Source organism: Sporosarcina sp. P37, from assembly GCF_002109365.1.
Lineage (GTDB): Bacteria > Bacillota > Bacilli > Bacillales_A > Planococcaceae > Sporosarcina.
In genome coordinates this window covers 1986045-2000013 of sequence record NZ_CP015349.1, presented here as the reverse complement: position 1 = coordinate 2000013, position 13969 = coordinate 1986045, and the positions used below count along the sequence as shown (strand labels likewise).

Annotated in this window: 15 protein-coding genes and 1 other annotated feature; of the genes, 2 read left to right on the top strand and 13 right to left on the bottom strand. The window is 42.5% G+C overall.

Features of this window, described 5'->3' with window-relative positions; translation table 11 throughout:
* Positions 1 to 207: 207 nt before the first annotated feature.
* Positions 208 to 1794, bottom strand: a complete 1587-nt coding sequence (locus SporoP37_RS10330) for a 2-isopropylmalate synthase (protein ID WP_085430878.1) — start codon at positions 1792 to 1794, stop codon at positions 208 to 210.
* A gap of 61 nt (positions 1795 to 1855) precedes the next feature.
* Positions 1856 to 2095 (bottom strand) — a binding site (T-box leader).
* Positions 2096 to 2369: 274 nt separating this feature from the next.
* On the opposite strand from SporoP37_RS10330, the gene SporoP37_RS10325 reads away from it, so the two are divergent.
* Positions 2370 to 3740: an alanine/glycine:cation symporter family protein gene (locus SporoP37_RS10325; RefSeq protein WP_085430877.1), complete on the top strand. Its 1371-nt coding sequence runs from the start codon at positions 2370 to 2372 to the stop codon at positions 3738 to 3740.
* Between the two features lie 67 nt (positions 3741 to 3807).
* On the opposite strand, the gene SporoP37_RS10320 is transcribed toward SporoP37_RS10325, so the two are convergent.
* The 12 genes from SporoP37_RS10320 to SporoP37_RS10265 all read right to left on the bottom strand — a co-directional run bounded on the left by SporoP37_RS10320 (position 3808) and on the right by SporoP37_RS10265 (position 12516).
* Positions 3808 to 4695 carry a stalk domain-containing protein gene (locus tag SporoP37_RS10320; RefSeq protein WP_085430876.1) on the bottom strand — a complete coding sequence of 296 codons (888 nt, stop codon included), beginning with the start codon at positions 4693 to 4695 and terminating at the stop codon, positions 3808 to 3810.
* Positions 4696 to 4752: 57 nt separating this feature from the next.
* Positions 4753 to 4953, bottom strand: a complete 201-nt coding sequence (locus SporoP37_RS10315; protein ID WP_157118628.1) for a hypothetical protein — start codon at positions 4951 to 4953, stop codon at positions 4753 to 4755.
* Between the two features lie 73 nt (positions 4954 to 5026).
* A complete protein-coding gene (locus tag SporoP37_RS10310) occupies positions 5027 to 5776 on the bottom strand; it encodes a pirin family protein (RefSeq protein WP_198160015.1) in 750 nt (249 codons plus the stop codon).
* 76 nt (positions 5777 to 5852) lie between these two features.
* Entirely contained in the window at positions 5853 to 6161 is a 309-nt protein-coding gene (locus SporoP37_RS10305) for a monooxygenase (protein ID WP_085430873.1), read from the bottom strand.
* Between the two features lie 40 nt (positions 6162 to 6201).
* Positions 6202 to 7128, bottom strand: a complete 927-nt coding sequence (locus tag SporoP37_RS10300) for a DsbA family protein (protein WP_232329741.1) — start codon at positions 7126 to 7128, stop codon at positions 6202 to 6204.
* A 14-nt stretch (positions 7129 to 7142) separates the two neighbouring features.
* Positions 7143 to 7478 carry a winged helix-turn-helix transcriptional regulator gene (locus tag SporoP37_RS10295; protein WP_081244828.1) on the bottom strand — a complete coding sequence of 112 codons (336 nt, stop codon included), beginning with the start codon at positions 7476 to 7478 and terminating at the stop codon, positions 7143 to 7145.
* A 176-nt stretch (positions 7479 to 7654) separates the two neighbouring features.
* Positions 7655 to 8182: a YceI family protein gene (locus SporoP37_RS10290; protein WP_085430872.1), complete on the bottom strand. Its 528-nt coding sequence runs from the start codon at positions 8180 to 8182 to the stop codon at positions 7655 to 7657.
* Between the two features lie 133 nt (positions 8183 to 8315).
* The gene (gene wrbA / locus SporoP37_RS10285) at positions 8316 to 8927 is read right to left on the bottom strand and encodes an NAD(P)H:quinone oxidoreductase (RefSeq protein WP_081244827.1); all 612 of its coding nucleotides are present in this window, start codon (positions 8925 to 8927) and stop codon (positions 8316 to 8318) included.
* 259 nt (positions 8928 to 9186) lie between these two features.
* Complete coding sequence (locus SporoP37_RS10280; RefSeq protein WP_085430871.1) at positions 9187 to 9798, bottom strand: alpha/beta hydrolase; 612 nt, start codon at positions 9796 to 9798, stop codon at positions 9187 to 9189.
* Positions 9799 to 9837: 39 nt separating this feature from the next.
* The gene (locus SporoP37_RS10275) at positions 9838 to 10776 is read right to left on the bottom strand and encodes a ring-cleaving dioxygenase (protein WP_085430870.1); all 939 of its coding nucleotides are present in this window, start codon (positions 10774 to 10776) and stop codon (positions 9838 to 9840) included.
* A 121-nt stretch (positions 10777 to 10897) separates the two neighbouring features.
* Positions 10898 to 11503: a flavin reductase family protein gene (locus tag SporoP37_RS10270; protein WP_085430869.1), complete on the bottom strand. Its 606-nt coding sequence runs from the start codon at positions 11501 to 11503 to the stop codon at positions 10898 to 10900.
* Positions 11504 to 11532: 29 nt separating this feature from the next.
* Positions 11533 to 12516, bottom strand: coding sequence for a ring-cleaving dioxygenase (locus SporoP37_RS10265; protein WP_085430868.1), 984 nt, complete (start codon positions 12514 to 12516; stop codon positions 11533 to 11535).
* Positions 12517 to 13346: 830 nt separating this feature from the next.
* Here SporoP37_RS10265 and ahpC point away from each other — a divergent pair.
* Positions 13347 to 13916 (top strand): alkyl hydroperoxide reductase subunit C, encoded by a 570-nt coding sequence (gene ahpC, locus SporoP37_RS10260; RefSeq protein WP_081243556.1) that lies wholly within the window; start codon positions 13347 to 13349, stop codon positions 13914 to 13916.
* Positions 13917 to 13969 lie beyond the last annotated feature (53 nt).

Here is a 13969-nt window from a genome sequence, read left to right as displayed (position 1 = left end):
ATTAACTTAAAAATATCGCTTAGTTCAAATCGTCCTTACCCATTTTTTCCAAGTTTCGCTTATTATTAGTAGTATACGGAGGAAATACGGCGACATAAATTGTTGATTAACATAAAAAAGCTCCCTGCCAAAGTAAACGGCAGGGAGAGCTTACAATAATACATAATTGTTTATCATCCATTACTTTCTTTGAAGTTTATCTTTTAATTAACTGCTAACAACCGTCTGTTGCACAGCAGCTTCCTTAAGACCTGCTACAATCACGCCGTTTATTGCATTAATGTACGCCAATGCGCTCGCTTTCAAGATATCGGTGTCTGCGGCTTTGGCGATAAAGCTTTCCCCTTCATGCGCAATAGTGATCTTCACTTTCCCAAGCGCATCTTTACCGCGTGAGACACTGCTGATATCATATCCGATTAGCTTCACCGGGATTTGTGTTACTTCCGCAATGGCTGAGTACAGCGCATCGATTGGGCCTGATCCGACAGCACTGGTCTTGAAGATTTCTTCACCTTTTCGTATCTTGACACTGGCTGAAGGGAAGCTTGAATTACTGATGACTTGCAAATCTTCAAACTCAAAGAAATGATCGCTGTAATTCGTCACGTTCTTCTTATCATTCTTTTCATAATAATTTTCTACAATTACATATAAGTCATGGTCATATACTTCCTTCTTTATATCTGCCAGCGTCAGGAAGCCTTCAAAGATCCCCTCAAACTCTTCAGGGCTCAAATACGTAAAGCCAAGCTTTTCAAGCGCATTTTTCACCGCGTGACGTCCAGAACGTGCTGTCAGAACTAATTCCATATCGGCCAAACCTACGTCTTCAGGATGAACAATTTCATATGCATCACGTGATTTTAATAAGCCGTCTTGGTGAATTCCTGAGGAATGGGCAAACGCATTGTCGCCAGTAATCGCCTTGTTCACCTGTACATCCAGCCCCATGAAATTGGATACCAGACGGGAAGTGTTAATAATTTCTTTCGTGTTAATTTTCGTATTGACATTGTAGACGGAGCTTCTCGTCTGTATCGCCATCACCACTTCTTCAAGCGCCGCATTTCCTGCACGTTCGCCGATCCCGTTGATTGTGCACTCCACTTTGTCCGCACCATTTTTCACTGCCGCCAGCGTATTGGCTGTCGCCATGCCCAAGTCATTATGGCAATGAACACTTAATAATACATCCGGATTCAAGTTTTTCATCCGGTCATTCAATTTATAAATCATTGCCCCGAATTCTTCCGGCTCTGCGAAGCCCACTGTATCGGGCACGTTAATCATTGTCGCGCCTGCTTTCATAACGGATTCAATCGTTTTCCATAAATATTCAAACTCCGAGCGTGAAGCATCTTCCGTTGAATATTGTACTTCAGGCAGTAATGTTTTCGCATATTTTACAGCGTCCACACCGATTTGCAGGATCTGGTCTTTTGATTTATTGAATTTTTTCTCCACGTGAATATCAGAAGTGCCCAGCACCATATGAATCATAGGGTTTTCCGCATGTTTCACTGCATGGTAGACAGAGTCGATATCTGCCTGAACTGCCCGTGCCAGTGCAGTAATCATAATATCGCCGGTATTGCCCACTCGCTGGGCAACTGCTTTCACCGCGTCAAAATCGCCTTGAGAGGAAGCAGGAAAACCGGCTTCGATTATATCTACGCCTAATTTTTTCAGTTGCTGTGCAATCTCCACTTTTTCATACAGATTCAGTTTAGCTCCAGGTACCTGTTCTCCATCGCGTAACGTTGTATCAAACACCCAAATTTTTCTGCTCATCTCTTTTGCACTCCTTTTTTTATAAAAAATAAAAACAAAAAACCCCGCCTCTATATTGAAATATAGAGACGAGGTTATACTCGCGGTACCACTCTAATTGACTTGCCGCATGCGGCAAATCCCCTTATCGACAGCTGACACTGTCTATCCCGGTAACGGAGGAAACCGACATCCCCTACTGATGAATTTTCAGGGAGTGACTCATGGATGAGTTCAAAATGTGCGCCTGCCGATTTTCACCACCCATCGGCTCTCTATAAAGACACAAGACACTTTTACTGGTTCCATTCTTAGTCTGAAATGTTATGTTGGAAGTAATGTTACAATGAGACGAACCAATTGTCAACACAAATCTAATAATTCATTCTTTTTATTGCGTGCACCTGCATGACTGCGTTGTGCTTTCGGCTGTATACACAGGCCAATGATCCAAGTACTAATCATCCGCATATTTTCATTTTTATTTGACAATTCTCCTATTACTTCACTAGTATAGTAGACAACTGTTTCGTATACCGAAGCATTACAACCAGACAGTTGAGATCAGTCTCAACACATCAAAGGAGTTGTTGCCAATGAATGTATTTACACACTGGGTAGAATGGATTTCGGACTTTTTATGGGGCTTCCCCATCATCATCCTGCTTATCGGCGGAGGTCTGTTCCTCACCATCCGTCTTGGATTTTTTCAATTCCGCTATATGCCCCACATTTTCCGCCAGACTTTCGGAAAAATTATGTCGAAAGGATCGGGAGATGGTACACTTACCCCCTTTCAGGCTACCACCTCTGCACTCGCTTCCACAATGGGCGCAGCAAATATCGTCGGCGTTCCCGTGGCGATTGCACTCGGCGGACCGGGAGCCATCTTCTGGATGTGGATTGTGGCACTCATCGGGATCGGAACAAAATATTCCGAAGTCGTACTCGGCATTAAATACCGGGAGAAGAACGCAGCCGGTGATTACGTCGGCGGCCCGATGTATTACATAAAAAAAGGACTCGGCTGGAAGAAAGTTGCGTACATCTTCGCCTTTGCTTTAATGATGGAAGTAATGGCAAGTGCGATGGTGCAATCAAATTCCATCGCCACAACGATTGAAGGCTCATTCGGATTACCGCCAATTGTGACAGGTTTACTGATTGCATTGCTCGTGGCGCTCATTTCATTGGGCGGTATTAAAGCCATCGGACGCGTGACAGAACGTTTAATTCCTTCGATGGTCGTCATTTATATTATCAGTGCGCTCATCATTATCGCCTTTCACTTCACAGCAGTCCCTGCAGCATTCGGTCTGATTTTTACACATGCATTCCAGCCCATTTCCGCAGCCGGCGGATTTGCCGGCGCAGGTGTCGCAGCGGCCATTCGCTGGGGGCTTGCACGGGGATTGTATTCCAATGAAGCAGGAATCGGAACAGCGCCTATTGCTCATGCAGCCGCAGTGAACAGTCATCCCGCAAAACAAGGGTTCTGGGGTGTCTTTGAAGTCGTCGTAGATACATTGATTGTCTGTACGATGACCGCGATGGTCGTGCTGACCACAGGTGTCTGGGAAGTAATCGACGCCGATAATGCCGCGAATATGGTTACAGAAGCCTATGGCACAGTATTCGGTTCTGCGCTTGGCGGTATAATTATTTCGATTGTTTTATTCCTATTTGTAATTACAACGATTGTAGTGATTATTTATTATGGAGAAAAGCAGGCAGAGTTCTTGTTCGGTGCCGGCTTTTCCAAAGCGGTTCGTGTCGTGTATATCGCAGCAATTTTAGTGGGTGCACTCGGCGGTCTGCAGTTTGTATGGAAGTTTCTCGATCTGCTGCTGGCGATGGTCGTTATTCCAAACGTGATCGCTGTGCTGTTCCTAAGCGGTAAAGTACGGGAAATCACGCTGGATTACTTTACAAATGTTTATCCGAATGAAAGAAAAAAGAAAGCATAGTCTGAATCTGCAAAAAGGCAGAAGCCCCTCAGCTTCTGCCTTTTTTGCTGTTTGATCAATCATGCAGTTACTTCATCAGCTCCTCAATTAATGCAATCGGCACATAAGTCTTCCACGGTTCCAGCAACCCAGGCGCCGCTTCAAACTTCATTAATGATTTATTGTAGCCATATTCTTTCTGGCCCCGGGTAATTGTATAAGAAAGCGCACCTTTTGACACGATCGCGCCTGTGCCCGTCGAATCCACTGTATATCCCAGTTTCTCCGCAAGCAAACGCAGCGGTACCATTTTGACACCGTCAACTATGTAATGATCATTTTCAATAATCTGTTCTGCGGTTACATGTTCATCTTCTGTACTGCCATCCAGAACAACTACTTTTTCTGGAGTGGTCTGCGCGGGAATGCTTTTGGTCGATGCTGTATAAAATACGAGTAAATCTTTGCCTTTCAAATCCCCGGCTTTCACCTGTTTTCCTGAGACCGTCAATAGTTCGGTATTTTCATCCACAGTCAACCGCAATTTCAAATGGGGATCAACCAATTCATCATTGAATCTCCCGACAGCCGCAGTGCCGGTCTTGTCTGTTTCGACAATCACTGCGTCCGGACTGTATTGCGGTGGATAAATCAAGATCATCGGCTTATCAGAATATACATAAGCAGAAACTTTATCCCCTTTTTTCAGTTTTTTCTCTTTACCGGTATTGTCAAAGATCAATGTTTCATCTGTCACGGCCAGTACGGGTGACTCTTCTTTCTGTTTAATCGTATAGCGCGTCACATCGTTCTCTTTGACGACATGTTCGATTACTCCCTCTACTTTACTAAATGCTTTTTCATCTGATGTCACTTCTGTTTTCACTTTCCCTTCAGCGTATATCGCCGCCGGTGCAGCTGCACTTCCAATCAATAAAGCCGTCAATGCAAATGAAATCATTTTATTCATCTTCATAGCGATCTGCTCCTTTATATACGTTCTACCCAGTAGTCCGTCTGCGGTGCAGAAAAGTTACAGAATCAACGGTCTTTTTACATCCAGTCTCTCTTTGCCATATAAAATGAAAATACCAGGTATCCACACAGCCGAATTAGTGTGTATACCTGGTTTCTGTTTATTAGTATTTTCATCCATGTCTGCGCCTAGCCGTTCACCCATTAACGAAATAACCAGCTTCCACGCACTGGAAGCTGTTATTTTTATTTCAAACACCACGCACATGTCTCTTACTTTCTTATTCTCAATGCCCGCAAAAGGTTCAGCGAACTAACGTGACTATTCCAGACTATACATGCTTCCATTTCTTCAAGCCGCTAATGGTCCCGTCCATCGACATGGGAGCATTCAGATCGACAAAGAACAGTACTGCAGTCGTATCTTCATTCGCAGTGAAAGGCGGAAGAGAGTGGACTGTATCTGTTACTGCTTCATATTTACCTATTGTGAGATCTTGAATCGTAATCTCACCATTCATTACATATAGAAATGGTGTCAGACCTGCATATGTTGGAACTTCCAATTCTTCGCCCGCTTTCGGATGTGCGTCTAATATATAGACCTGCTGCCTCACGTAAAGTGGCGCTTCGCTACCTTCAGGTCCCGCCATGACATACCAGTCCGGATGGTCTGACGGTTTATCATGAAATTGAATTTCAGGGGAAAGATCCGTTTCATACGGCCGGACGAAGATTTGAAGCATTTCTGTTTCCTCTTCTTTTACTTTTTCCTCATGCCAAAAGCCTGCTCCTGCATTCATCATCATTAATTTACCGCGTGCAATCGGCGCTTCAAAACCTGCAGAATCTGTATGATGCATGACACCTGAGCCTATATAACTTAGTATTTCATCATTAATATGTTCATGCATTTTAATCGTTACACCTTTTTTCATCACTGCATGATCAATGATTGCTAGTGGCCCGAATGCGGTATCTGTGGTTTTATCGCCTAACACATTACCCGGCTGAACTCGTGTGATAGTGAAAGGACCCCTGAACGGCTTGGCATGCTTTCCTGCCTCCAGTTTTTGCAGCAAGACAAACACCTCCAGCTTCATCGTATATAATAAAATCGGCTCTCCATTGGAAAGCCGATTTTATTGTCCGTATCAATTACTTTTTTATAGGACCGTTGTTAATTTCAGACAGCGGCACATTAATTTCAAAAATCTTGCCGCGGATCTCTTGAATACCGAAAGACGTCAACCGTGCCGAGTGCATTTCTAGATAGGCCTGAGCCGCTTCTTTAGTTTCAAATAGATAAACGCCGCCAGCTTCTTTTGCCGCCGCATCTTCCGTCCAAATTTTCCAGATCATACCCGGCTCGTCATTTATGCTTTGAGCCAATTCTGCAAAACCTTTTGACATTTCTTCGCCAAATGGGCCATCCATTGTAAAATCCACTTGTAATAAATACGTCATTTCAAAACCCCTTTTCATTTTACGTATATGTTTGCCGCGGTTATTTTGCCTGGATATACTTCTCGCCCAGGATCTCTTTAATTTCATACACATCTTGTGACAATTGTTTTGTAACGAATGGAGCTACGTCTTTTTCTTCAATTGAATAATATTCTTCAATTTCACGTGAAAATAATAATTTCTCTTTGCGGAGTAATTGATCTAAATCAGATAGCTGCTTTGGTTGCAACGTTTCATCTGGCAGTAATTGCTGAAGTGCATTCGTGTATTCTTCAGCGTTTCGGGCACCTACGATTCGAACCCCTTTTTGCTCTTCATTCACCATGACGATTGTCGGGAAGCCGCGGACACCCAGCTCACGGACACGCTGGAAATCTTCATGTAACGAAGTATTTGCTGCTGGAAGCTTTGATTGAGTAAGGATAGCTTCCCCATCAAGTCCGATTTGATCGATAAGAGTGATCAGCACTTCATCTTGTGCGATGTTTTTATTGAAAGCGAAAAGCTCTTCCCGTGCACGGCGTAAAAATGTATTAGCGAGCTCCGGATTTTTTTCCTGAATCACCTTATACACGCGAGAAGGGATAAAAGAAGACTCGATTGGATTGTCGTACCAAACGGTTCCGTCAATTGGCATGCGTGAATGTTCACCCACTTCTCTCCAATGGCCCGCCACATCTGACGGGCTGGAAATTCCATTGCCCGCATCTGTGAAGCCATCCCACTTTTCCAGTAATCCGCCCATAAGCGTATGCATAGTAACATATTGCCCGTATTGATCAATAAACTTTCTGAGGACTGGTTCTAATGCCCAGCAATGTGAACAGATAGGATCTGTTACGTAATACAGTTCAACCTTTTTTCTTTGCGCTGAAAAGTCAATAAACTCCATTGCATCAGTATCCTCTCCGCCCGGCCCGCATATACCGGTTTCCAAATCACAAATCATAGTATTTTTTGTTTCCATGGTAATTCCTCTTTTCATTTTTTAGTATCAGACGATTCAAGCTCTATATATTGCTGTGCCCATGCCTGTATTGGCTGCAAAGCAATAGCCAGTTGCTGTCCTTTTTCTGTCAGCTGATACGTAATAGTAACAGGAGTTCCTGCCATTACGTTTTTTACGACTAAGTTACATTCCGCAAGTTCCGTCAGTTTTAACGAAAGTGACCTTGGCGTAATGTCATGCAAATCACGCTTCATTTGCGAAAAATGGGCAGTATAATCGGGGCAATTCGACAAATAATGAATAATGAGTCCGTTCCAGCGCCTCCCCAAAATCTCGAAGCTGGATTCTAAATAAGGGCATACTTTAATAAGTAACACCTCCAACCAATACATTCATTATAATACGATATAGTTACTATACCAAGTATAAAGATTATACCACGCAGACAGCTTTCCGATAGGATTATTATTTACTGTATAAATAAGAAATTCCATACAAAAAAGGCGACTCTCTTCTATTAGATAGAGAAATCGCCAGTATATATTTATTGCGCAGGATTAACCTGAACTTCCACCGTAATTTTAATATCATCGCCCACTAATACGCCGCCTGTTTCTAACGCTTGATTCCAAGTTAAACCGTACTCTTTTCTGGAAATTTTCGTTTCTGTTTCAAAACCGACTACATCCACACCCCAAGGATTTTTTCCTGAGCCTGTACGGACGACGTTAAATGTCGTTTTCTTTGTGACGTCTTTGACAGTAAGATCACCTGTCACATCAAATTTGTCGTTTCCTGTTTTAACAATTTCCGTAGAATCAAATGTAATCTTCGGATAGGTTTCTGCAGCGAAGAAATCTTCTGAACGCAGATGGTTATCACGGTCATTATTATTTGTATTGATGGTGTTTACATCAATTTCAAAATGTATGCTCGCTTCATTTAAATTCTCCGGATTCCCATTAACAGAACCTTCAAATCCAGTGAAGCTTCCCTTCACGTTTGAAACCATCATATGTCTAACTGAAAAACCTATGTTTGAATGTGCTGCGTCTACTGTCCACTTTGTCATTATAAAACTCTCCTCTTCATTCTGTTTTTTATAATAAATACTAGGTATCTCTTACATATTAGTAAATTATCCCACCCGCGGACAATTTATTTAGAAAGAGGCGATCGATGGAAGTCGACCGGCTCTATATCACTTATTGATTTCCTTTTTTAACCCATTCAGCCACAGTTACAGTACGTTTTGCCTGATATTTTACGGCAGCCTGAACATCTTCAATCATTTTACCGTCCTGCCCTACGGTTACACTAGTTCCGTATGGGTTCCCGCCTGCTCCAAATACAACAGGGTCGCTGTATCCAGGTGTCGCAATAATCGCGCCCCAGTGCATCATCGCAGTATATAAAGATTGTAATGTAGCTTCCTGGCCGCCATGAGGGTTTTGAGCCGACGTCATACCGCTCACCACTTTATTGATGGTTTTGCCGTTTGCCCATAAACCGCCTTGAAGATCAATAAACTGCTTCATTTGTGATGCCATCACACCGAATCGGGTCGGCGTACTGAAAATAATTGCATCTGCCCACTCCAGATCTTCTGAAGTAGCTACCGGAATGTCTTTTGTATCATTTACAGTCGTCTTCCATCTTTCATTGTTTTCAATAACAGAATCCGGTGCTAATTCCTGTACTTTTAACACTCTGACTTCCGCGCCTGCTTCTTTGGCTCCTTCTTCCGCCCATTTCGCTAATTGATAGTTTGTTCCGCCCATACTATAAAAAATGACCGCTAATTTTACATTTGACATATTATCCGTCTCCTTTGTTTTTTCAAATATTTTACTTAAAAACCCCATACGTACACCTGCTTTTTATTGTTTTTTATTCATTTTTATCAATACCACCTCCGAAAAACACGAAACCGCAATACAGTCCTGTTCTTCTTATGCCCTTACACGAGAAATTTTAATCCCATTATTGAAGTTAAATTTTTTCGTGAAAGCAAAGGTGATTGAAATGCTGAGTTCTGAAATACTTCAAATTTACCAGGCTGTAAGCGCCTGGCCATTACTTGCTATATAGTGAAGCATACCAACTGCCGGCGGCATCAACTTCTTCAGCTGTCAGCTGATGGCCTCTATGTTCCCAATGAAGCTCAACTTTTGCGCCAGCCTTTTCCAGTAACGATTGCAGATCTGTTGATTCCGATGGTGAACAGATCGGATCGTTAGTCCCTGCTCCAATAAACACATTCTTCCCTGTCAAATCAGGCAGTTCTATTCCTCTTAGAGGAACCATCGGATGATGAAGAATCGCGCCCTTTAATGCATTCTGATAATGAAATAATAAACTCGCCGCGATATTCGCGCCGTTTGAGTAACCGATTGCGACTACATGATCTCTGTCAAACTCATACTTCTGTGCTGCTTCATCCAGAAACTCATGTAACTCTTTAGTCCGGAATATAAGGTCTTCCTCGTCGAATACTCCTTCAGCCAGTCTCTTAAAGAAGCGGGGCATACCATTTTCTGATACATTCCCCCTGACACTTAATACAGATGCCTCTCTGTCGACTCTCTCTGCAAGGGGCAGTAAGTCCTGTTCATTCCCCCCTGTTCCATGAAGCAAAAGCAGAGTTGGCTTAGCAGGGTCTTTTCCTTTAGTAAATATATGTTTCATCAACTTTCCTCCTTCAGTACTTGAATCTTCACAAAAAGGTCAGTCCAGCTCTCTGACTTCAATGGGAAGGACTGCTTGTTCAATCCTCTCTCGTTGGGATTCATATTGTTCTGGCAGCATCAAATCGCTTCCCATCGTCTCCTGAGATTCATCATGGGCAAATCCTGGAGGGTCAGTTGCAATTTCAAACAGGATTTTACCGTGCTCTCTGAAATAAACCGCATGAAAGTAGTTTCTGTCCCGAACCGGAGTGACACCATACCCTGATTTCTCCACATGCTTTTTCCACTTCAGCAGATCTTCATCATCACTTGCCCGCCACGCAATATGGTGTACCGTCCCAACGCCCATTTCTCCGCTGCCGACAGTGGTTAATTTTAAGTCAATGACATTTCCTATGTCGCTGGTAGAGCGGAAACGGATCAGGTCTCCTTCCTTTCCGACTTGCTCCAGCCCCATTACGTTTTCTAACAGCTCAGCAGTTTTTTCAGGTTCCTTTGACAGCAGCATAGCGCCTCCAAACCCTTTGATGGCTGCATCAGGCGTTACCCCTCCAAAACTCCTCGTACTCAATTCTCCCTCTTCTCTTTCAACAATCTCCAAGTGAAGTCCGTGGGGATCATCAAATTCCAAGTACTTTTCACCAAAGCGTTCAGTTTTTGTGAATGAAATATTGAACTTTTCCAATCTCTTTTCCCAAAACGCCATCGCTCCTACTGGCACTGCGTAGGAAGTGACCCCTACTTGACCATCTCCAATTTTCCCTTGCCGGGCATTAACCCAAGGAAAGAATGTGATGATGGTTCCCGGCTTGCCGCCTTCATCTCCGAAATATAAATGGTAAGTACCCGGATCATCAAAGTTTACGGTCTTTTTAACCAAACGTAACCCAAGCACGCCGGCATAAAAGTCTACGTTCTCTTGCGGATGGCCGACAATTGCTGTGATATGGTGAATTCCTGCGATTTTCTCAGACATTTACATTTCACTCCTTAACTTTTCAATTAACCAAAGTCGGGAGATATTTCTTTTAGACGTTTACCCGCTGTTTGTATAGTTCCCGTCCTGTCAATCAGCATGTCATTTATATCTTCTATAATTACTTTGGTCTCTCCATGGAAAATATATCTCCAATGGCGGCATAGTTGGTGCCGGCTAACCGGCTGACAGCGCCTAAACCTCTTGGATCGATTCGTCCGTTTTCATAAATTTCTTCATTAATATGAAAGCGAATTACTTCCCCGATGAACAAGTCGCTGCCAGGTCCGTCACCCCCGAAAGGGATCGCTTGAACCAGTTTGCATTCCATTCGGACTTTCGCTTCCTTCACTCCTGGAACTTCTATCGTTTCACTTGGCACAAGTGTTAAATCAGCCAGCTCAATTTCACTTTCTGCAGCAGGCAATGAGGCAGCTGTTTCATTGATTTTCGCTACATTCTCATCATCCACAATGTGTACAACAAATTGACGGTTAGTGTACATATTCCGTGCAGTATCTTTCAAACCATCCGCAGGCCTTTGGACAGCGAGAGAAACCATCGGAGGGTTTGACGATACGATATTGAAATAGCTGAACGGTGCCCCATTGACGATGCCTTCCTCAGATTGGGTAGTGACAAAGGCAATAGGCCTCGGAATAATAGAACCTATAAGAAGTTTATAATTATCTCGCTCACTATTTTTTGCCGGATCAATCGAAATCAATGAATTCAATCCCCTTTCATGCAATCGGCTTACAGATACTCTTTTTCAATTTCAAGTGTGCTCCGCACAGTGTCAATCGGTCTTACCGCTGCTTCAATTTGCTCCCGTTTTCCTTCAAGGAATGGCGGCAGTGACAAGATTTCCCCTACAGTTTCGTACGGTTCGTCACCCATAAAGCCGGGACCGTCTGTTGCCCATTCAAAAAGAAGGCCCGGTGCCACACGTGCATATAAAGATTCAAAGAAGAAGCGGTCAACGTAGCCTGAAGTACTGAATCCGGAAGCCTGCATATGGTCGATCCATTCATGCAGCACCTTTGTATCCTCTACGCGGAAAGCTGCGTGATGCACTGTACCAAATCCCTGTCGGCCTGCCGGCAATTTTTCGTTATGTTCCACAATGACCTGTGCGCCATTTCCTCCTTTACCCATTTCAAATAAGTGGAATGCGCCTTCTGCTGCAATTTCACGCATAAACATTACTTTTTCCAAAAGCTCTTTAAAATTGTCAAACTGCGCGATGCGAATATGAACCGGCCCTAAACCTGTAATCGCAAACTCCAAAGGCACCGGACCATTCTGCCAAGGCGTGCCCGACTCAATACCTTCGTTAAATTCATCGGAAATTAACATATACTGTTGGTCATCAAAGTCGACAAAGGAAATCGTCTTCTTGCCGAACACTTCCTCTATACCATTATGTTTTACCTGATACTTGTCAAAACGTTTCACCCAGTAATCAAGGGCAGCGTCTGTCGGAACACGGAAGGCCGTTTTATAAATTTCATTCGTTCCATGCGTGCCTTTTGGAATACCTGGGAAATCAAAGAACGTCATATCAGTACCGGCGGATCCTTTATCGTCCGCGAAGAATAAATGGTACGTTTGGATATCATCCTGATTGACTGTTTTCTTTACAAGACGCATTCCCAAAATATATGTGAAAAATTCATAGTTCTTTTCTGCACTGCTTGTTATAGCTGTTACGTGGTGAATTCCTTTTAAATGTTCCATAAATAATTCCTCCCGTTTATTGTTCTAAGTGAAGTATCTCTATTTCGAGATATATATGTTTTAAAAAAATTTACTGCTGTAAGCAGCTTATTCTTCATTTCATTCAGTTGGCATCGTTAAATTAACGGAAACTGTAGTTTATTTGCCAGTAAAGATAAATTAGAACGAATCGACTTATCTCGAATTCGTAATAAATATAACACGGCTTCATTTTCTTTGTCAACACTTTAATTTAAATTAATTAAAATTGACGGTAAAGCAGGGTAACCCTACTGTTTCTATACCTGAACTATTCCCCAATTTACAAAAAATATACCTACTTAGTCTAATAAGATATTAGCCGTTCCAAAATATTTATTGCAAACCTTTAAATAGTATATTCTCCTAAACAGCAGCAACGTGACAGCCCCTAAAAAAATATGTTCAGTTAAACAAGCATGTATGCTTTACCTTCAAGATTAAATGAATGACTGGCGCCAACCAGGACAGCACTGAATATTTTTATTAAATTCGTAAAATAAAGATCAACCGAGAAACAGATTATTTAATTGAGAATATAGTAGTTACATTCAACGGCACATGCTTCTCTTTTTTAAAAAGATTTAATTAGATAATAACAATAGAATCTTTCGTAATACATATTGTATAGCGTGCACCACAAGCAGTCCGAGTATAAATGTTGACAAACAATTTCACTTATACGATAATGATTATGTAATTAGAATTATTATAGTTAGTTGATGGCGATAAAATTTTTATAGTTACCGCGGTTTAGGTTTTAACGATATGGCCAAAACTAGCTATAAATATCATTTAGGAGGAATTTGTTTATGTCACAAATCGGTAAAGCAGTAGAATCATTTAAAGCTTCAGCTTACAACGCAGGAAGCGGAGAGTTCATCGACATTACTGAAGAGAACATGAAAGGTCAGTGGAGTGTTGTTTGCTTCTACCCGGCAGACTTTACTTTTGTTTGTCCAACTGAACTGGAAGACCTTCAAAACCAATACGCTACGCTAAAAGAACTTGGTGTTGAAGTGTACTCTGTTTCAACAGATACACACTTTACACATAAAGCATGGCACGATCACTCAGAAGCAATCAGTAACATTAGATATATTATGATTGGTGACCCTTCACAGAGAATTTCACGCAACTTCGATGTGTTAGATGAAGAATCAGGTCTTGCTCAGCGCGGTACGTTCATTATTGACCCGGATGGTGTTGTACAAGCAGCAGAAATCAACGCTGACGGCATCGGCCGTGACGCAAGCACGCTTGTAGGCAAAGTGAAAGCAGCTCAATATGTTCGCAACAATCCAGGCGAAGTTTGCCCGGCAAAATGGGAAGAAGGCGGAGAAACACTAAAGCCAAGCCTAGATCTTGTAGGGAAAATTTAATTTGAAATAGCGGGGGCATCCCCGCTTTTTTTAAAGAAAAATTATTAAGGAGT